This is a genomic window from Curtobacterium sp. YR515 (genome assembly GCF_900113095.1).
Classification (GTDB): Bacteria; Actinomycetota; Actinomycetes; order Actinomycetales; family Microbacteriaceae; genus Curtobacterium.
In genome coordinates, this window is the sequence record NZ_FOOD01000003.1 from 390,872 (window position 1) to 409,507 (window position 18,636).

Consider the following 18,636-nt stretch of genomic DNA (forward strand, 5'->3'; position numbering starts at 1 on the left):
CCGCACCGCGCCTCCCGTCCGTCATCAGTTGCATTTGCAACCATTACCGTCCAGACGGTACACTAACGGAGTCCTGACGAGATGCGTGCACACCCCGCGCCCCGTCCGGTCCGTTCGTCAGTTCCGCCGTCGACCTGGTCCGGCTCGAAGTCCCTGGAGTCACCGTGTCCGCCCTGCTCACCAGCCCGATCCCCACTGCCGCCACCGGCAGCCGCGCCCGCCGGTTCGCCGCCCTCGCGGTGCTCATGCTGCCCGTCCTCCTCATCTCGGTGGACAACACCGTCCTGAGCTTCGCGCTGCCGTCGATCTCGCGCGCGCTGAACCCGGACGCCACCACGCAGCTCTGGATCGTCGACGCGTACCCGCTCGTCCTCGCCGGACTCCTCGTCGTGATGGGCAGCATCGGTGACCGCATCGGCCGCCGTCGGATCCTCGTCGTCGGCGCCACCGGCTTCGCGCTCTTCTCCGTCGCCGCGGCCTTCGCGACCGACGCCTGGATGCTCGTCGCCGCACGGATCGTCATGGGCGTGTTCGGCGCGATGCTCATGCCGGCGACCCTCTCGATCATCCGCAACGTCTTCGTCCACGCGGGGGAGCGGCGGATGGCGCTCGCCGTCTGGTCCACCATGTTCGCGGCGGGCAACGCCCTCGGGCCGCTCGTCGGCGGCGTGCTGCTCGCGCACTTCCACTGGGGCGCGGTGTTCCTCGTGGCGGTGCCGATCCTCGTCGTGATGCTCGTCGCCGTGCCGTTCTGCGTGCCGGAGTCCCGTGACCCGAACCCGGGGCCGGTCGACGTGCCGAGCATGTTCCTGTCGCTCGGCGCCCTCGCCCCGATCGCGTGGGCGATCAAGTCCGTCGTGCACCCCGAGGAGCGCGGCTTCGCGATCGCGATGCTCGCCGTCGGCGTCCTGTGCGGCATCGCGTTCGTCCGTCGGCAGCTCCGCTCGCGGACCCCGATGCTCGACCTCCGGCTGTTCCGGAGCACGGCGTTTACCGGCAGCGTGCTCATGAACATGGCGGCGATGTTCTCGCTGACCGGGTTCCTGTTCTTCATCGCACAGCACCTGCAGCTCGTCGCCGGCCTCGACCCCTTCGCGTCCGGCATGGTGCTGGTGCCGGGGTCGATCCTCACGATCGTGGCGGGCCTCGTCGTCGTGCCGATCGTCGCCCGGGTCGCTCCGCGCTGGGTCGTCGCCGTGTCGCTGCTGTTCTCGGCGGCCGCCTACGCGATGGTCGCGGTCCTCGGGCACCACGCCTCGATCGTGGCGCTGGCGTTCGCGTTCGTGCTGCTCGGGATCGGGATCGGTGCCTCGGAGACGGTGACGAACGACCTCATCATCTCGACGGCGCCGGCGGACAAGGCCGGTGCGGCGTCGGCGATGTCCGAGACGGCGTACGAGATCGGTGCCGTGCTGGGGACCGCGGTGCTCGGGACGATCCTGGCCACGGCCTACCGGGCGCACGTCGTGGTGCCGGACGGGCTGTCCTCGTCGGCGCACACCGCCGCGCAGGAGACCCTCGGCGGAGCGGTCTCGGCGGCGTCGTCCCTCGGCGGGTCGGCGGGGCAGGCGCTGCTCGAGTCGGCGCGGGCCGCGTTCGACTCCGGCGTCACGGTGACGGCGGGGGTGGCCGCGCTCCTGATGGTGGTCGCGGCCGCCGGTGCCGTCGTCATGCTCAAGCGCCGGTAGCGCCGCGCCGCCGCGGGCGGCGCCGCGCCGCGCTCGCGCGCCGCGCCGCGCCGCGCCGCGGGCGGCGCCGCGCTTGGTGAGCAGAAATGGTCGAGTCGCCGCGAGCGACCCGACCATTTCTGCTCACGAAGTCGGGCCCGCACCGCCGCACCCCGCGTCACACGGGGTCACACGGCACGCCCGGGATCGACCGAACCTGGGAATCGTTGACCTCAACCATGGTTCAGGTCATACGTTGGGACATGGCCGCGGAGCCGCGGCCCTCCCCATCGAAGGAACGACCACGACTCCCATGCCCGACGCAGCACCGGCGAACATCGCGGACGCCTACAAGGCCGCCTTCCGTGGACACCCGGCCGGTGTCGCCGTCATCACCGCCGAAGGCCCCGACGGTCCGACCGGCCTCACCGCATCGAGCGTCGCGAGCGTGGCGATCGACCCGCCCGTGCTCGTGTTCTCGCTGTCCACGAACTCCGGGTCCGCCGGGGTCGTGCTCGGCGCCCCGATCTTCGTGGTGCACCTCGTCGACTCGCTCGGCGTCGCACTCGCCCGTCGCTTCGCCTCCACCGGCAGCCCCGCGGCGGACGACCCGATCTGGGGCACCCTGCCGTCGGGTGACCGTTACCTGCCGAGTGCCGCGAGCGCCCTGCGTTGCCGGCCCCTCTCGACCACGCCGATCGGCTCGTCGACCGTCGTCGTCGCCGAGGTCCTCGACATCGTCGTCGGCCTCGAGCGGGGCGAGCCGCTGGTCTACCACAACCGGGAATTCCACTCCCTCACCGATCGTTCCCGGCTCTCGTGAGCCGCGGAGCACCATCCGCACACCACTGATCGAAAGGAACTCACATGGCTGAGTACACCCTGCCGGAGCTGCCGTACGACTACGCCGCACTCGAGCCGCACATCAGCGGCAAGATCATGCAGCTGCACCACGACAAGCACCACCAGACCTACGTGACGGGTGCGAACACCGCGCTCGAGCAGCTCGCCGAGGCCCGTGAGTCCGGCAACCTGGCGAACGTCAACAAGCTCGAGAAGGACCTCGCGTTCAACCTCGGTGGCCACGTCAACCACTCGATCTTCTGGACCAACCTCGGCCCGGACACGAAGGTCCCCGAGGGCGAGCTCGCCGCGGCGATCGACGAGTTCTTCGGCTCGTTCGAGAAGTTCCAGGCCCAGTTCACCGCCGTTGCCACGGGCATCCAGGGCTCCGGCTGGTCCGTCCTCGCCTGGGACACCGTCGGCCAGAAGCTGACCACGTTCCAGCTGTTCGACCAGCAGGCCAACGTGCCGTTCGGTCTCGTGCCGATCTTCATGCTCGACATGTGGGAGCACGCCTTCTACCTCGACTACCTCAACGTCAAGGCGGACTACGTCAAGGCCGTGTGGAACATCGTCGACTGGGAGAACGTCGCCGCGCGTTTCGCGAACGCGAAGTCGCAGAGCTTCGTCACCCTCTGAGACGGGCGCAGCGGGTCACGGTGGTGACCCGGTGAACGACGGGAGGCGCGGTGCCGGCTGGCACCGCGCCTCCCGTCGTTCGTCGGTGCGCGTCGACCGCTCAGGCCGACTGGAAGTGGGCCCCGGCGACCAGCTTGTGCGCGATCGCGCGCAGCGCGGCGTCGGGCGTCGCCCGCTCGCGGTCGACGATCGTGCCCCACTGCACGCCCCGAGCTGCGAGGACGGCACCGCGGGCCGCCCGTTCGGCGTCCACCGCGCCGTAGCCGTGTTCGACGCACCAGGCGGCGATCGCGCTCACCTGCGCGCGGTGGAAGGTGCGCTCGCGATCACGGCCGTCGAGCGACTCGACCGATCCGAGCTCGAAGGTGAGCCGGGCGGCGAGGGAGCGCTCGGGGTCGTCGAGCCCGCCGAACACCGCGACGAGGTAGTCGGTCAGCCCGAGGTCGTCGGCGCCGGGGTCGAGCGTGACGTCGGAGACCGATTCCGCCAGGTGGTCCACCACGGCGTCGATCAGGGCTTCGCGCGTGCCGAAGTGGTACACGATCGGGTACGCGCTCGTCCCGAGCACCCGGCCGAGGCTGCGGACGGAGACGTCCTCGAGCTTGGTGTCCTGCAGGTGCTCGGCCACCTTCGCGATGATCGCCGGCTTGAGTGTCGGGTCGGGCTTGCGGGGCATGGCGTCTCCAACGAGCGTGATGGGCAGTACGCGACCGTTCACATACGATCACAGAGTATATTACTGCCGGTCGCCGGGAAACAGCCGGGAATCCATAACGGGTGCAAGGGATTTGTGGCGAGAAGCGGAGTTTTACTCGATTCCACGTAGGATGGGGCCGATGTCCATGCCTCCAGAGCGCCCTGTGGCCCCGTCGCGCCCCGAGGCACCCCGTGCCGGGCGGGCGGTCGCCGGGCGCCGTCGCGGGGCGGGGAAGCGCTTCCTCGTCGTCGGCGACGTCCTGGACGGGGTGCTCGTGCACACCACGGCCGCGAGCATGGGTGCACACGACCCGGCCGCTGTCATCCGGCACCGACCGGTCGGCGCCGCAGGCAACACCGCGACGTGGCTCGGCTGGCTCGGCGCCGACGTGGACCTGGTGGGTCGGGTCGGCGTGGACGACGTCTACCGGCACGAGCGATCGCTCGCCGACGCCGGCGTCCGGGCGCACATCCGCTACGACGCCCGGACCGCGACCGGCGCCGTCGTGTCCGTGCGGAACGGGAACGGTCGGACCGCGATGTCCGATCCCGCAGCGAGCGGGGTGCTGTCGGCGGAGGACCTGCCGGTCGACCTCGTGGCGCGTGCGGACATCGTGCACCTGACCGGCTCGGCGATGCTCGGCGGAGGCGGTCCGGACCGCATCGCGGCACTCGTCGCCCAGGCCCGGTCCGGTTCCGCACGGGTGTCCCTCGACCCCTCGTCCGCCGCGGTGGTGCGTGCGGTCGGTGCGTCGGAGTTCCTCGAGGCGCTCTCCGGCCTCGATGCCCTCTTCCCGAGCGAGGACGAGGCACGCGCGCTGACCGGAGCGCCCACCGTCACGGAGGCGATCGAGTCGCTCGCCGACCGCGTGCCCCTGGTCGTGGTGACCATGGGGACCGAGGGCGTCCTGCTCGGGCGGCGAGGTCGGACGCCGCAGCGGGTGCCGATCACGCCTGCGACGGTGGTGGACACGCTCGGCGCCGGGGACGCGTTCGCGGCGGGGTTCCTCCGTGCGTGGGCGACCGATCCGGTGCGGGTCGCGGCGGCTGCGCGCGAGGGCACGCGGGTCGCGGCGCGGGCGCTCGGGTTCGTGGGAGGGCGTCCGCCGGTCTGACGCCCGCGCGTCAGCGCTCGCTGGGCTCGGCCCGGACCACCGGTCGCGGGGTCAGCGCTCGCTGGGTTCGGCCCGGACCACCAGGGTCTGCACGAGGCCGGCTGCGAGCGGCGCCAACCGGATCTCGACGCGCAGCCGACCGGCCGTCCCCGGCAGCCACCAGCGCAGGTGCGACGGGGCCTGGGACTCGTCGGCCACCGGTTCCGCCCCGAGGTCGGCACCGACGGCCGCCACCGCCTCCGCGACGGCCCGGCGGCGTCGTTCGTAGGGCACGTCCATCGCCACGTTCGGCGTGCAGATCGCATCGGCGAGGTCGTCGTCCCAGTGGGCCAGGAGGCGCGTCACGGCAGCCTGCGCCGCCCGCGTCGCGTCCACGGTCGGCCCGGTGCCGGGTGCACGGTCCGCCGCGGCGGTCGCGCGGGCGGTCAGCACGAGGTCGAGCGCCCGGTCCGCCGCCGCCGAGACCTTCGCCTGCGTGGCGTTCTCGAAGGCGACGACGCCGAGGCCGTCCCGGACCGACCACCGCATGTGCGCCGAGAACCCCGGGTACCCGCCGGAGTGCGAGACGAGCTCGCCGAACGCCGGGTCCTGCTCGACGAAGAGCCCGAAGCCGTACGCCGTCGGGCGACTCGAGGTCGGCACCACCGCTGCGGGCACGACCCGCATCGCCTGCTGCATGAGTCGGCGGTCGGCCGGGGAGACCGGTCCGGGCTCGGGCGTCTCGGTGAACGCCGACGCGAGGTGCCGACCCCAGCGGGCGAGGTCGGTGACCGTCGAGAAGAGCCCGCCGATCGACGAGAACGCGCCGGGGCCCGACATCGGCAGCGGCTCCCACGTGCCGACGCCCGCCCCGTCAGCGGCGGGACGCACGCCCGTGACCACGTGACCGCGGGCGTCGTCGGCGCGGAAGACGGTGTCGCGCAGGCCGAGGGGGCCGAGGACGAGTTCGGTCGCGACCTCGGGGAAGGGACGACCGGCCACGACGGCGATCGCCCGGCCGAGCAACGCGTACCCGGTGTTCGAGTAGGCGAACCGGGTCCCCGGGACCGAGTCGAACAGGAGCCCGGCGCGCAGGACGTCGTCGAGCTCGGCGTCCGAGATCGATTCCTGCCGGTCGGCCCACGGATCGTCGGTCGGGAAGCCGCCGGCCATGGTGAGGAGCATGCGGAGCGTCGGCACGGGGGAGTCGGCGGTGGGCAGTACGACGTCCGCGAAGGCGGGCACGAAGTCCGTGATCGGGGCGTCCAGCCGGACACGGTCGTCCGCGACGAGGGCGAGCAGGGTGGCCGCCGTCGCGCTCTTCGTGCAGGAGGCGATCCGGTACACGGTGTCGGCGTCGGGAGCGATGCCGTCGCCGCGGTCGCCGTGCCCGCCCGAGGCGACGAGCCCGGTGCGGTCGAACACGCCCCAGACGCTGCTCGGAGCGACGCCGCGTTCGACTCGTTCGCGGAACAGCGCGTCGACGTCCGCGATCACCTGCGGATCGATGCCGCTCACGACCGGCGCATCCGGTCGTACGCGTCGAGTGCCCGCTGCCGGGTCTCCTTGAGGTCGAGCATGGGCTCCGGACGGTCTTCGTCGGCGGGGACCCAGCGGTGCACGTACTCGCGGTGCGGGTCGAACCGCTCGAGCTGCCGGTCCGGGTTGAACACCCGGAAGTACGGCGCCGCGTCGAACCCGGAGCCGGCGACCCACTGCCAGTTCGCCGCGTTGTTGGCGGAGTCGGCGTCGACGAGGGTGTCCCAGAACCACTGCTCGCCCACGCGCCAGTCGACGAGCATGTTCTTCACGAGGAAGCTGGCCGTCGCGAGCCGGACCCGGTTGTGCATCGCACCCGAGTGCCAGAGCTCCCGCATGCCCGCGTCGACGAGGTCGAACCCGGTCGTCCCGGTCCGCCAGCGGTCGATCTCGGCGTCCGGGACGTCGAGCCAGGGGAAGGCGTCGAACTCGCGCCGGACGTTCACCGTGGTGATGTCCTCGCAGTGGAAGTACTCGTTCCAGTTGAACTCGCGCCAGGCCAGCTGCCGGAGGAACGCCGAGGCGTTCTTGCGCTGCTCGGGCTCGAGCTGGCCGTGCAGGCGATGCCAGACCTGGTACGGACTGACCTCGCCCCACCGCAGGTGCGGGGAGAGGTCGCTCGTGGCGGCCATCGCGGGTTCGTCGCGCTGGTCGTAGTCCTCGAGCGCGTGGTGCACGAAGTGTTCAAGCCGCCGGTGCGCGCCCTGCTCGCCGGGTTCCCAGGCGTCCCGGAGACCGCCGGCCCAGTCGGGGTGCGTCGGCAGCAGGTCCCAGTCGTCGAGGTCGTCGCTCGCGACCCGGGGCGCCGCGGGGAGGTCACGCGGCTTGGGCAGCGGGTGGCGGGGCTCGGGCATCGCCTGGGCGGCACGCCAGAACGGCGTGAACACCTTGTACGGCTCGCCCTGCCCGGTGAGGACGGTCCACGGTTCCCAGAGCAGGCTCGCGGCGAAGCTGTGCGCCTCGGTCCCGCCGTCGGTGAGGGTCGACTTGATGCCGGCGTCGAGGTCCCGCTCGGCTCGGCCGTACCGGCGGTTCCAGAACACCGCGTCGGCGCCGGTGTCGGACACGAGCGCGTCGACGGCCTCGGCAGCGGGCCCGCGGCGGAGGACCAGTCGGGACCCGCGCTCGCGGAGTTCACCGTCGAGCGCGGCGAGCGAGTGGTGCAGCCACCACCGTGCCGCAGCCCCGATCGGGCGGATGCCGGGGGACTGCTCGTCGAGGACGTACGCGACCGTGACGTCGCCGCCGTGGTCGATCGCTGCTCGGAGTGCCGGGTTGTCCGCGAGACGGAGGTCGTCGCGGAGCCAGACCAGGGCGCCGGTCACACCGCTGCCGCGTCGACGTCGGACGCCGCCCGGGTCGCGCCACGTCGGGGTGAGGCCGCACCCGCCGCGGTCCGGAGCTTCGTGCAGAGTTCGGTGAGCGTGCGCAGCTCGGCGTCGTCGAGGCCGGCACCGACCTGGTCGGCGATGGTCTGCGCGTGCTGGACGGCGACGGCGCGGTACACGTCGAAGCCGTGCGCGGTGAGGGCCACGATGACGCCCCGGGCGTCGGTGGGGTCCGGCTGCTTCTCGACGATGCCGCGCGCGGTGAGCCGGTCGACCAGGCGGCTGACGCTCGGCTGCGTCAGGAGCAGGTGGCCGGTCAGTTCGCGCATCCGGCAGCGGCGGCCGGGCTGCGTGGAGAGGTTGAAGCAGACGTCGTACTCGTTGAACGAGATCTCGCCGCCCGGGAAGTCGGCGTTGAGCGCGCGCATCACCGTGACCTGGGCGCGGAAGAGCGCTTCCCAGGCAGCGACGGCGGTCGCCTTCTCGCTGCGGCGTGGCTCGTTCACGGTCGCGCTCCCTCTGGTCGTACGGTCATGCCACACTACCGACGGCCTCGGACACGCGATGCTGCTGACGCGCAGCCGTGTCCCCCGGGACGCAACGAGGGCCGGTCATCACGGGGATGACCGGCCCTCTCCCTTGCACCAAGAGTGTCCTGCAATCACATTCCACAGGCGGTGCCACAGCAAACACCGTCTGCACGCACGACTGTATAACGAACGGGTAACGGCGCGCTACCGGACGCGGCCGTCGTTCGCTGCGAGTTCACCAAGAACGACCGATCAGGATCAGAAGAGGTCCGGCGACGGCGTGGAGGCGTAGCGCACGGCGACGTCCGCGTGGCGGTCGAAGCGGTAGCCGACACCGCGCACGGTGCGGACGATCTCCTCGAAGGCGCCGAGCTTCGAGCGGAGGCGACGGACGTGGACGTCGATCGTGCGCTCGTTCGGGGTCTCGTCCTCGCCGTCCGACCACAGGCCGTCGATGATCGCCGAGCGGTCGACGGTCTGGCCCTCGCGGAGGACGAGGAACTGCAGGAGCTCGAACTCCTTGTACGTCAGGGGAGCGGCTTCGCCGTCGAGCGTGACGCGCTTCCGGGAGATGTCGATGACGACCCCGGTCTCCTCCGGCTCGGGCTTCTCTGCCTGCTTGCGCGCGGCCACGGCGGAGCGGTCCTGCAGGGCGAGCCGGACGACGTCGACGTCACGGCCGCCGGAGCCCTCGGCGGCGACGGCCACGGCGGCGTACGTCTCCGAGGTCGGGACGAGCTGCGCGGTCAGGGCCTTGAGCTGCTCGACGACCGCAGCGAGGGTCGTGCCCGCCGCCGCTGCCTTCGCCTCGTCGATGCCGACGTAGAGGGCGAAGCCGCGTGCCTCGGTGCCCTCGGGCAGGGCACGGTTGCGCTGCGGGGCGACGACCGGGCTGGTCGGCACGCCGCTGGCGACGGGCGGGGCGACGGGCTCGCGACGCGGACGGATCGGGGTCACGGTGCCGAGGTCGGTCGGCGCGGGTGCGGCGGTGCGGAGGGCGGTGCGGGGCTGAGCGATGGTGAGCGACATGGCGGTTCTCCGGGCGATGTGGCTGCGGTGTCGAGGTGTGCCGCGGCCGTGTCGAATGCGTCGGTCCGGGTACGGCGAGTGCCGTGGGCCCTGCGGTCCTGCTGCGGACCGGGGCCGACCCGGGGGTACGGGGGACAGACCTCGTGACGTGGTGCGCGTCGTCGACGTGGTCGTCACCCGGGGATCACGCTCGCGCGACGGGGGTGGTGTCGCGGGGGATCCGGCTGGAACGGGTGCCGATCAGGCACACATTCGACAACGCATGACGGCCGTGGCCGGCATCATCATGCCGGCGGTCCCCTGGGCCTCGGAGAGGACGCGGGTGGACACGGTTGCAGTCATGGGACGAGTATCGGTGGGATACCAACGTCGTGTCAACCGTCCGCACGGACGGTGCGTTCTGCGAACGCACGGGGAAGACGGACAGGAGGCGCGGTGCCAGCCGGCACCGCGCCTCCTGGCGGAACGTGGTCGCGTCTACTCGGCGAGACCGTAGAGGCGGTCGCCCGCGTCGCCGAGGCCCGGAACGATGTAGCCGTTCTCGTCGAGCTTCTCGTCGAGCGCGCCGAGCACGATCGAGACGTTGCGGTCGCCGACGGCGGCCTCGACCGCGGCGAGTCCCTCGGGCGCGCCGAGGATGCAGACGCACGTGACCTCTTCCGCACCGCGGTCGAACAGGAAGTCGATCGCGGCCGCGAGGGTGCCGCCCGTCGCGAGCATCGGGTCGAGGACGAAGCACTGCCGGCCGGAGAGGTCGTCGGGCAGGCGCTCGGCGTAGGTCTGCGGCTCGAGGGTCTCCTCGTTGCGCGCCATGCCGAGGAAGCCGACCTCGGCCGTCGGGACGAGCTTGACCATGCCTTCGAGCATGCCGAGCCCGGCACGCAGGATCGGCACGACGAGCGGGCGCGGCTTCGCGATCGAGACGCCCATGGTGTGTGCCACCGGGGTGTCGATCGGCGTCGCGGTGACCCGGACGTTGCGCGTCGCCTCGTACGCGAGGAGCGTGACGAGCTCCTCGGTGAGGGCGCGGAACGTGGGGGACGGCGTCGTACGGTCGCGGAGCACCGAGAGCTTGTGGGTGATGAGCGGGTGGTCGGCGACGTGGACTCGCATAGGGTCGAGCCTACCGTGCTGCCGACCGCCAGGAGGTTCCGTGGAAGCACCCGCCGCCCGCCCGTTCGTCCCCGCGATGGAACGCGCGCTCGACGAGGCCCGCGCGTGCCTCGCGACCGGCGACGTCCCGGTGGGGGCGGTCGTCCTCGACCGGGACGGCGCGGTCATCGCCGTGGGACGGAACGAGCGCGAGGCGCGACAGGACCCCACGGCGCACGCCGAGGTCCTCGCGCTCCGGGCGGCCGCGGCGGCGATCGGCGACTGGCACCTCGAGGAGCACACCCTGGTGGTGACGCTCGAGCCGTGCCCGATGTGCGCCGGTGCGGTCATGGCGGCCCGGGTGCCGCGGATCGTGTTCGGCGCGTGGGACCCGAAGGCCGGCGCGAGCGGGAGCGTCTACGACGTCGCGCGGGACCGCCGGCTGCCGCACCGGTCCGAGGTGATCGGCGGAGTGCTCGAGGGGGAGTGCGCCGCGCTGCTCGACGCGTTCTTCGCCGAGCGTCGCTGACCTGTGGGCGTCACTTCCAGAGGACCGCGACGAACACGTTGACGATCGCGAGCGCCCCGGCCGAGTGGAAGAACGGCAGGGCGGCCTTCGCCGTCGCGGTGCCGGCGTCCGCCCGCTTCTGACGCGCCCGGGCGACGAGCGCCAGCACGAGTGCGACCGCCGCGACGACGAGCTTCACGCCGAGCTTGACGTGGTTCGCGCCGCCGTCCTGCGTCGCGTCGATGATCCCCATCATCCCGAGGCCCGTGACGAGCTGCACGACGAGACCGGTGATCGGCCAGGAGGTCTGGAAGCCGCCCTTGCGGCGGACCTGCACCAGGAAGGCACCGATGACGGCAGCGAGACCGAGGAAGTGGAGGACGAGCAGGATGCTGAAGAGCGCCGACATGTGACCATCGTGGATGACCGGCCACGGCGCTCGCCAGCAAGGTTCCCCTTAGTCTGCGGCGCGGATCACGATCGCCTCGGTCGGCGGGCGGGGGCCCGTCCGGAGCACGTCGGGTTCGACGTAGATCACGCGTGCGATCGGCACCGCCTGGCGCACCCGGTGCTCGACCGTGTCGATGCCGGCGGCGACGTCGCCGAGCCGTCGGTCGCCGTCCACCGCGACCTTCACGCCGACCATGAGCTCGTCGGGGCCGAGGTACAGGGTCTTGATGTGGATGATCGAGTCGACCTCGGGACCGTCGAGCACCGCCTGCTTGATGCGCTCGACGTCGGCCGCGGTGGCACCCTCGCCGACGAGGAGGCTCTTCGTCTCGATGCCGAGCACGACCGCCACGGCGATGAGCAGCGCGGCGATGCAGATCGTGCCGATCGCGTCGAACACGCCGTTGCCCGTGATCGCGGTGAGGCCGACGCCGAACAGGGCGAAGACGAGGCCGAGCAGTGCCGCGGTGTCCTCGAGCATCACGACGGGGAGCTCCGGGGCCTTGGCGCGGCGGACGAACTGCACCCAGCTCTGCCGGCCCTTCTGCGGTCGTGCTTCCTGCAGTGCGGTGCGGAGGGAGAAGCCCTCGAGCCCGATCGCGATGACGAGCACCACGAGCGGCAGCCACCAGTTCTCGAGCGGGTGCGGGTGGGTGAGCTTCTCGATGCCCTCGTAGAGGGAGAACACCCCGCCGACCGAGAACAGGATGATCGACACGACGAACGCGTACACGTAGCGCTCACGCCCGTAGCCGAACGGGTGCTCTTCGTCGGCGGCACGCCGGGCACGACGGCCGCCGAGGAGCAGGAGGAGCTGGTTGGCGGAGTCGGCGAGGGAGTGGACGCCCTCGGCCAGCATCGACGCGGAACCGCTGATCGCCGCGGCGATGAACTTCACGATCGCGATCCCGACGTTCGCACCGAGTGCGGCGAGGATCGCCCTCGTGCCTCCAGAAGCGCTCACAGCTGTCCCCTTCTCCCGATCTGTTGGACGATCCTAGGCGAGGGCGCTCGGTAGGGTCTGGGGCATGACGATCGAACTGCCCCGCACCGCCCTGCTCGGCGTCGGCTCCATGTCCGGCGCGGTCCTCGACGGCCTGCTCGCCGCCGGTCTCGACCGGGCCACCGTGACCCTGACGACGAAGTCGGAGCAGTCCGCCGCGGCACACCGGGAGCGTGGCCTGGACGCCACCGCCACCGACACCGACCCCGACGCGAACCGGGCAGCGGTGCGCGGCGCGTCGCTCGTCGTGCTCGGGGTGAAGCCCTACGCGATCGGTGACCTGCTCGACGAGGTCTCGGCGGACCTCGAGCCGGGGACCGTCGTCGTGAGCGTCGCCGTGGGGACGACGACCGCGAGCATGGAGGCGAAGGTGCCGACCGGTGTCCGGGTCGTCCGAGCGCTCCCGAACACGCCGATCGGCGTCGGGCACGGGGTGACCGGGATCAGCGCCGGTGCCTCCGCGGACGCCGACGCCGTCGCGCTCGCGTCGTCGGTGTTCGACGCGTCCGGTGTCGTGATCGAGGTGCCGGAGTCCCAGCTCGACGCGCTCTCCGCCGTCTCGGGCTCCGGGCCCGCCTACGTCTTCCTCCTCGTGGAGCAGTGGCAGCAGGCCGCCGAGTCGCTCGGGTTCTCTCACGACCAGGCCGAGGCGATGGTGCAGGGCACGCTCCGCGGTGCCGTCGAACTGCTCGCCGCCTCCGGCAGGGAGCCCACCGACCTGCGGAGGGCCGTCACGAGCCCGAAGGGGACCACCGAGCGCGCCGTCGCGGTGCTGCAGGACGCCGATCTCGCGGGGACGTTCGAGCGGGCGTCCCGCGCGGCGATCGCCCGCGCCGAGGAGCTGGCGAAGGGCTAGCGGTCGGTCGGGCACGTCCGGCCCGGACCATCGCCCAGACGACGAGCACCCCGGCGAGCACGGTGAGCACCGACCCGCCGATCGTCACCGCGTGGTCGAACGCCACCCCCTGGGCGTGGGTCCACGGCGTCGCGGTGAGCGACCCGGTGAACACGGCACCGAGCACCGTGCCGGCGATCGCCACCCCGACGGCCGAGGCCACCTCGGAGGAGGTATCGACGAGGGCGGCACCGATCGTCGTGCGGTCCTCCGGCAGCCCGCGCAGGACGTTCGTGCCGGCGACCACCCCCACGACCCGCATGCCGGCGGCGACGAGCACGAGCGCCAGGGCGATCCACCCGTAGCCGAGCGGCCCGAGCAGCGTGTACACCGCGAGCCCGACGACGACGGCGGCCGCACTCGACCAGGCGGCGTGCCCGAGGCCGACGCGCCGGACGAACGGTCCGACGAACGCGCTCCCGGCCACGAGCACGGCCACCTGCGGGAGCATGCCGATCGCGGCGAGGGCCGGCGGCCACCCCCAGGCGAGCTGCAGGTGCAGCGTCACCAGGTATCCGAGGCCCGCGACCGCGAGGCCCGTGGCCGCCTTGTACGCGAGGCCGCTCGAGACCAGCGGCCGGGCGACGAGCGCGAGGTCGAGCAGCGGGTGCTCGACGCGGCGCTGTCGCACGGCGAACCAGACGCCGCCGCCGATCGCGACGGCCGTGGCCGCCCAGGCCGTCCAGTCGTCGAGCCCGCCGTCGGCGAACCGCGTCGGCGCGACGAGGGCGAGGACGATCGTCACGGTCCCCAGCGCCGCTCCGGTCCAGTCCACGGGAGCCCGGTGCAGCCCCGCTGGATCGTCCGCGGTGACGCCGACGCGGATCCCCACGAACGCGAGTCCGGCGATCGGGACGTTGACGAGCAGGAGCACCTGCCAGGGCGCGACGGCGAGGACGAGTCCGCCCACCGTCGGTCCCACCGCGAGCCCGACGAGGCCGACGGTGGAGATCACCGTGATCGCCCGGACCCGCCGCTCGTCGTCGTCGAAGAGCCGGAACGCGAGGGCCATCGACCCGGGGGTGGTCATCGCCGCCGCGATCCCGGTGGCGACCCGGACGGCGATCAGCTGGTCGGCGGTGGTGACGAACGCGGTCGCGAGGCTCGCCAGCCCGAGGAGCACGAGCCCCACGAGCATCACCCGGCGTCTGCCGTACCGGTCCGCGACGGCACCCGCAGCGAGCATGAGCCCGCCGAACACCACCGAGTACGCCGTCGTCACCCACTGCAGCCCGGTCGCGCCGACCTGCAGCTCACGACCGATCGTGGGGAGCGCGACGTTCAGGACGGAGTTGTCGAGCATCTCGAACAGGAAGACCGCGGCGAGCCCGGCGAGGGCGACACGCGATCCGCGCAGGGATCGGGGAGAGTGGGGGGACCGGACGGCGTTCATACGTCTAGGTTAAGTCAGTAAACTGAGTGAGTCAATCAGCGAGGAGTCCGCATGCCCAGGAGCGCGCCCCGCGGCGGGCCGGAGACCCGTGCGCGGATCGCCGAGACCGCGTCCGGGATGTTCGCCGAGCACGGCTTCGACGGCGTCACCGTCGCGCAGGTCGCGAAGGCCGCCGGGGTCTCGAGCGTCACGGTCTTCAAGCACTTCCCGCGCAAGGAGGACCTGTTCCTCGACCGCTCCGCCGAGACGGTCGCGCTGTTCGTCGCAGCCGTCGAGGACGTTCCACGTGACGAGGCGCTCGACGCGCTCGAGGCGCTCGCACTGCGCCTGGTCGACGAGCGCGCGCCGGTCTCCGGGCTGGCGCCCGGCGCACACGCGTTCTTCCGGACGATCGCCGACTCGTCCGCCCTGCAGTCGCGCGCGCTCGAGCTCGTGGCGGGGGCGCAGCGCGCGCTCGGGGACGCCGTCGGCGACCGACTCCTCGCAGCGCTCTTCGTCGCCGGCTACGCCACGGTCTTCGTCGGGACGGCACGTGCCGTCCTCGCGGGGGAGGACGACGACACCGTCGTCACGGCGCACCGCGCCGGGCTGGAACGGCTCTTCCGCGCACTCCGGGACGGCGTCGCGTCCGCGACGTGACCGGCTGACGGACTGGAGGGACGGTGCGGGCCCGCCCCGCGCCTCCTGTCCGTCCCGTCCTCACTCCAGGGCGGCGAACCGTTCCAAGGCGCTCTCGGTCCCCGAGACGATGATGACGTCGTTCTGGCCGATCACGCTCTCCGGCGTCGCCGGGACGAAGGCCTCGCCGGGGGTCTTGATGCCGAGCACGGTGAGGCCGAAGCGCGTGCGGATCACCGTGGTCGCCAGGTCCTTGCCGCGGACCGACGCCGGCGGGAACATCTTGACCACGGCGAAGTCGTCGTCGAACTCGATGAAGTCGAGCATCCGGCCGGACACCAGGTGTGCGGTGCGCTCGCCGGCCTCGCGCTCGGGGTAGACGACGTGGTTCGCGCCGATGCGGGACAGGATCGTGCCGTGCGACCGGCTGATCGCCTTCGCCCAGATCTGCGGGATGCCGAGGTCGACGAGGTTCGCGGTGATGAGCACGCTCGACTCGAGGTCGCTGCCGGTCCCGACGACGGCGATCGGGAAGTCCTGCGCACCGATCTGCCGCAGGGCGTCGATGTCGGTCGCGTCCGCCTGCACCGCGTGCGTGACGCGGTCCGACCACTTCTGCACGAGGCCGGCGTCGGTGTCGACGACGAGGACCTCGCGGTCCTGCCGCTCGAGCTGCCCGGCGGTGGCGGCGCCGAACCGTCCGAGGCCGATGACGAGCACCGGAGCGTCGTGGCTGACGGCACCGAGCGGGTGCGGACGGTTGCGGTCAGCCAACGATCGGCCTCTCCTCGGGACGGCGGAACAGTTGCCGGCTCTGGCTGGCGGCCAGTGCAGCGGCGATGGTCACTGTACCGACACGGCCCAGGAACATCGTCGCCGCGAGCACGTACTTGCCGGACTCGGGCAGGTTCGCGGACACCCCGGAGGACAGCCCGCACGTCGCGAACGCCGAGATGACCTCGAACAGCACGCGGTCGAGGGACTCGTGGGTGATCTGCAGGAGCACGACGGTCGCGACGGCCACGATGGTGGCGCCCCAGAGCACGACCGCCACGGCCACGCGCAGGACGTCGCTCGGGATCCGCCGGCCGAACGCCTCCATGCTCTGGCGCCCGCGGGCCTCGGCGACGGCGGCGAGGAACAGGACCGCGAGCGTCGTGACCTTGATGCCGCCGGCGGTCGAGGCCGAGCCGCCGCCGATGAACATGAGCATGTCCGTGACGAGCAGGCTCGACCCGTTCAGCTGGTCGAAGTCGACGAGGGAGAACCCGCCGGACCGGGTCATCGTGGAGAGGAAGAGGGCCTGGAACGCGGTGCGACCAGCGCCCTCCTCACCGAAGGTGGTCGGGTTCGATGCCTCGAGCGCGATGTACACGGCGGCGCCGCCGACGAGCAGGACCGCGCTCGTCGCGAGCGTGAGCTTCACGTGGATCGGCCAGCGGCGGGGCGTGCGGAGCTGCTTCGTCAGGGCACGGATCACCGGGAAGCCGATCGAGCCGGCGACGACACCGACCATGAGGAGCGAGAGGAACCAGTAGTCGTGCGCGAACGGGGTGAGTCCGCTGGCGTTCGGCGCGAAGCCGGTGTTCGTGAACGCCATCGCCGCGTAGTAGAAGGAGTCCCCGACCGCCGTCCAGAAGGGCATCCCGGCGATGAGGACGGACGGCAGCAGGAGGAGCCCGAGGACGATCTCGATCGACAGGGTGCTCACCGCGACCGTCGCGAGCAGGGTGCCGACCTCGCCGAGACGGACGGCCTGGCCCTCGGGCACGGCGCCGTGGTGGGTCCGCAGGGGGTTCGAGTCGCCGGCTGCCATGAGCTTCGCGCGGAGTCCGAGCTTCCGGGTGACGAAGAGGCCGAGGATCGAGGCGAACGTCAGGACGCCCACGGCCCCGATCTGCGTGCCGATCACCACGAGGGTCTTGCCGAACACCGACCAGTGCGTCGCCATGTCCACGGTGGCGAGCCCGGTGACGCAGACCACCGACGCCGCGGTGAAGAGGGCGTCCGCGAAGTGCGTCGAGCGTCCGTCCGCCGCGGCCCACGGCGTCATGAACAGGCTCGTGAAGACGAAGATCAGCGCCACGAAGACGACGATCGCCAAGCGGGACGGCGACGAGCGGAGGGCGGTGCCGAGACGTGACGGCCGTCGACGGGTCGCTCCCGCCGAGCGGGACGGCGGCTCGTGTCGGTCGAGCATCGTATGCCTCCGTGGACATGGGCGGGACGGTTCGTCATGGTACATCCGTGACGCCCCGGCTAGCCTTGCCCCATGGCCGACATCTTCAGCGTCGTGGCGGACCCCACCAGGCGTGAGCTGCTCGGGACGCTCCTGTCCGCGTACGGCTCGGACGTCACCGGCGGCGAGCTCAGCGTCGGCCAGCTCGTGGAACGCCTCGGCGTCAGCCAGCCGACCGTGTCGAAGCACCTGCGCGTGCTCCGCGACATCGGCCTCGTGACGAGCCGCGAAGAGGGGCAGCACCGCTACTACCGCCTCGACCCGGAGCCACTCGTCGGCATCGAGGAGTGGGTCCTCCCGTTCACCGGCGCGGTGGACGCCGACGGCACTCCGGCCACGACGGCCTGGACGCTCGACGGGCAACCGGTCTCGGTCCGACGCTCCGGCACGGCGGGCAAGGCCACGGTCGAGGTCGGCACCGAGCTCGGCCGCGTGATGGCCGAGGCGTCCTACCGCGCGACCGCGGCGCTGTCCGGCGCGCAGCAGGGCTGGGAACGGGTCGTCGACCGCAGCCGGAAGCGCTTCACGCGTCGCGGCGACGAGGACTGAACGGGACCTGGACACCGGGTCGCACCGGCCCCTACAGTTGCCAGTGACCACACAGGTCACACCGATTTCCCGAAGGCGGACCATGACCGGCAGTTTCGACGACGTGCGCTTCCTCACCGTCGCTGAGGTCGCCGAGATGATGCGCGTCTCCAAGATGACCGTCTACCGCATGGTCCACGCGGGGGAACTCCCCGCCATCCGCTTCGGCCGGTCCTTCCGCGTCCCGGAGTCCGCCGTCGCGGACGTCCTGCGCGGTGGCATCGCCGACGTCGGCTAGGCGGGTCCGAACCGGCCCGTTCGACATCGCGTCAGGCCTCCGCTAGACTCGGCGGGGTTGTTTTTCCGCGGTCTCGTTGGCCCGGTGTCCACACAACATCAGTCCGAGTGAGGTCCGTATGGGTTCTGTCATCAAGAAGCGTCGCAAGCGCATGGCGAAGAAGAAGCACCGCAAGCTGCTTCGCAAGACGCGCCACCAGCGTCGCAACAAGAAGTAGGCCTCGAGCCTGCAGCGTCACGCCCCGGTT

At 71.9% G+C, this 18,636-nt stretch carries 20 protein-coding genes and 1 pseudogene; 10 read left to right on the forward strand and 11 right to left on the reverse strand.

Annotated features, from left to right (window positions below; all coding sequences use genetic code 11):
- Window positions 1-164 precede the first annotated feature (164 nt).
- The 3 genes from BM028_RS10030 to BM028_RS10040 all read left to right on the forward strand — a co-directional run bounded on the left by BM028_RS10030 (window position 165) and on the right by BM028_RS10040 (window position 3,149).
- The gene (locus tag BM028_RS10030) at window positions 165-1,688 is read left to right on the forward strand and encodes an MFS transporter (RefSeq protein ID WP_070418338.1); all 1,524 of its coding nucleotides are present in this window, start codon (window positions 165-167) and stop codon (window positions 1,686-1,688) included.
- Between the two features lie 292 nt (window positions 1,689-1,980).
- On the forward strand, window positions 1,981-2,490 hold the full coding sequence (locus BM028_RS10035) for a flavin reductase family protein (RefSeq protein WP_070418339.1): 510 nt from the start codon (window positions 1,981-1,983) through the stop codon (window positions 2,488-2,490).
- Window positions 2,491-2,534: 44 nt separating this feature from the next.
- Window positions 2,535-3,149 carry a superoxide dismutase gene (locus BM028_RS10040; RefSeq protein WP_070418340.1) on the forward strand — a complete coding sequence of 205 codons (615 nt, stop codon included), beginning with the start codon at window positions 2,535-2,537 and terminating at the stop codon, window positions 3,147-3,149.
- 100 nt (window positions 3,150-3,249) lie between these two features.
- Here BM028_RS10040 and BM028_RS10045 read toward each other — a convergent pair whose 3' ends face one another.
- Complete coding sequence (locus BM028_RS10045) at window positions 3,250-3,825, reverse strand: TetR/AcrR family transcriptional regulator (protein ID WP_139219797.1); 576 nt, start codon at window positions 3,823-3,825, stop codon at window positions 3,250-3,252.
- 160 nt (window positions 3,826-3,985) lie between these two features.
- On the opposite strand from BM028_RS10045, the gene BM028_RS10050 reads away from it, so the two are divergent.
- Window positions 3,986-4,960 carry a carbohydrate kinase family protein gene (locus BM028_RS10050; RefSeq protein WP_175496046.1) on the forward strand — a complete coding sequence of 325 codons (975 nt, stop codon included), beginning with the start codon at window positions 3,986-3,988 and terminating at the stop codon, window positions 4,958-4,960.
- A 51-nt stretch (window positions 4,961-5,011) separates the two neighbouring features.
- Here BM028_RS10050 and BM028_RS10055 read toward each other — a convergent pair whose 3' ends face one another.
- From BM028_RS10055 to upp, 5 genes are all read right to left on the reverse strand, one after another.
- Window positions 5,012-6,457: a serine hydrolase domain-containing protein gene (locus tag BM028_RS10055; RefSeq protein WP_175496047.1), complete on the reverse strand. Its 1,446-nt coding sequence runs from the start codon at window positions 6,455-6,457 to the stop codon at window positions 5,012-5,014.
- Window positions 6,454-7,803, reverse strand: coding sequence for a cryptochrome/photolyase family protein (locus BM028_RS10060; protein WP_092386315.1), 1,350 nt, complete (start codon window positions 7,801-7,803; stop codon window positions 6,454-6,456). Before BM028_RS10060 ends, BM028_RS10055 begins: the two co-directional genes overlap by 4 nt.
- Entirely contained in the window at window positions 7,800-8,312 is a 513-nt protein-coding gene (locus BM028_RS10065; protein ID WP_229086351.1) for a MarR family winged helix-turn-helix transcriptional regulator, read from the reverse strand. The genes BM028_RS10060 and BM028_RS10065 overlap by 4 nt, the downstream gene beginning before the upstream one ends.
- Before the next feature lie 282 nt (window positions 8,313-8,594).
- The gene (locus BM028_RS10070) at window positions 8,595-9,365 is read right to left on the reverse strand and encodes a winged helix-turn-helix domain-containing protein (RefSeq protein ID WP_092386317.1); all 771 of its coding nucleotides are present in this window, start codon (window positions 9,363-9,365) and stop codon (window positions 8,595-8,597) included.
- A gap of 477 nt (window positions 9,366-9,842) precedes the next feature.
- Window positions 9,843-10,478 (reverse strand): uracil phosphoribosyltransferase, encoded by a 636-nt coding sequence (gene upp, locus BM028_RS10075; RefSeq protein ID WP_070418346.1) that lies wholly within the window; start codon window positions 10,476-10,478, stop codon window positions 9,843-9,845.
- Window positions 10,479-10,554: 76 nt separating this feature from the next.
- On the opposite strand from upp, the gene BM028_RS10080 reads away from it, so the two are divergent.
- On the forward strand, window positions 10,555-10,986 hold the full coding sequence (locus tag BM028_RS10080) for a nucleoside deaminase (protein ID WP_070419477.1): 432 nt from the start codon (window positions 10,555-10,557) through the stop codon (window positions 10,984-10,986).
- Window positions 10,987-10,996: 10 nt separating this feature from the next.
- Here BM028_RS10080 and BM028_RS10085 read toward each other — a convergent pair whose 3' ends face one another.
- Together BM028_RS10085 and BM028_RS10090 are read right to left on the reverse strand one after the other, a co-directional pair.
- Window positions 10,997-11,374, reverse strand: a complete 378-nt coding sequence (locus BM028_RS10085) for a hypothetical protein (protein WP_092386319.1) — start codon at window positions 11,372-11,374, stop codon at window positions 10,997-10,999.
- Between the two features lie 48 nt (window positions 11,375-11,422).
- A complete protein-coding gene (locus BM028_RS10090) occupies window positions 11,423-12,379 on the reverse strand; it encodes a cation diffusion facilitator family transporter (RefSeq protein ID WP_092386321.1) in 957 nt (318 codons plus the stop codon).
- Between the two features lie 64 nt (window positions 12,380-12,443).
- On the opposite strand from BM028_RS10090, the gene proC reads away from it, so the two are divergent.
- Window positions 12,444-13,274, forward strand: coding sequence for a pyrroline-5-carboxylate reductase (proC, locus tag BM028_RS10095; protein WP_092386323.1), 831 nt, complete (start codon window positions 12,444-12,446; stop codon window positions 13,272-13,274).
- A gap of 196 nt (window positions 13,275-13,470) precedes the next feature.
- On the opposite strand, the pseudogene BM028_RS10100 reads toward proC, so the two are convergent.
- A pseudogene (locus BM028_RS10100) lies at window positions 13,471-14,706 on the reverse strand (MFS transporter); the annotation flags it as partial.
- Between the two features lie 51 nt (window positions 14,707-14,757).
- On the opposite strand from BM028_RS10100, the gene BM028_RS10105 reads away from it, so the two are divergent.
- On the forward strand, window positions 14,758-15,345 hold the full coding sequence (locus BM028_RS10105) for a TetR/AcrR family transcriptional regulator (protein ID WP_092386325.1): 588 nt from the start codon (window positions 14,758-14,760) through the stop codon (window positions 15,343-15,345).
- 60 nt (window positions 15,346-15,405) lie between these two features.
- On the opposite strand, the gene BM028_RS10110 is transcribed toward BM028_RS10105, so the two are convergent.
- Entirely contained in the window at window positions 15,406-16,098 is a 693-nt protein-coding gene (locus BM028_RS10110) for a potassium channel family protein (protein WP_175473676.1), read from the reverse strand.
- Window positions 16,091-17,524 (reverse strand): TrkH family potassium uptake protein, encoded by a 1,434-nt coding sequence (locus BM028_RS10115; RefSeq protein WP_071302595.1) that lies wholly within the window; start codon window positions 17,522-17,524, stop codon window positions 16,091-16,093. The genes BM028_RS10110 and BM028_RS10115 overlap by 8 nt, the downstream gene beginning before the upstream one ends.
- Window positions 17,525-17,596: 72 nt before the next feature.
- Between BM028_RS10115 and BM028_RS18520 the strand changes: the two genes are divergently transcribed.
- The 3 genes from BM028_RS18520 (at window position 17,597) to BM028_RS10130 (ending at window position 18,606) form a co-directional block, all read left to right on the forward strand.
- A complete protein-coding gene (locus BM028_RS18520; protein WP_070418353.1) occupies window positions 17,597-18,112 on the forward strand; it encodes an ArsR/SmtB family transcription factor in 516 nt (171 codons plus the stop codon).
- Between the two features lie 82 nt (window positions 18,113-18,194).
- The gene (locus BM028_RS10125) at window positions 18,195-18,389 is read left to right on the forward strand and encodes a helix-turn-helix domain-containing protein (RefSeq protein ID WP_022902482.1); all 195 of its coding nucleotides are present in this window, start codon (window positions 18,195-18,197) and stop codon (window positions 18,387-18,389) included.
- A gap of 118 nt (window positions 18,390-18,507) precedes the next feature.
- Window positions 18,508-18,606, forward strand: a complete 99-nt coding sequence (locus BM028_RS10130; RefSeq protein WP_003792170.1) for a 30S ribosomal protein bS22 — start codon at window positions 18,508-18,510, stop codon at window positions 18,604-18,606.
- The last annotated feature ends 30 nt before the right edge of the window (window positions 18,607-18,636 follow it).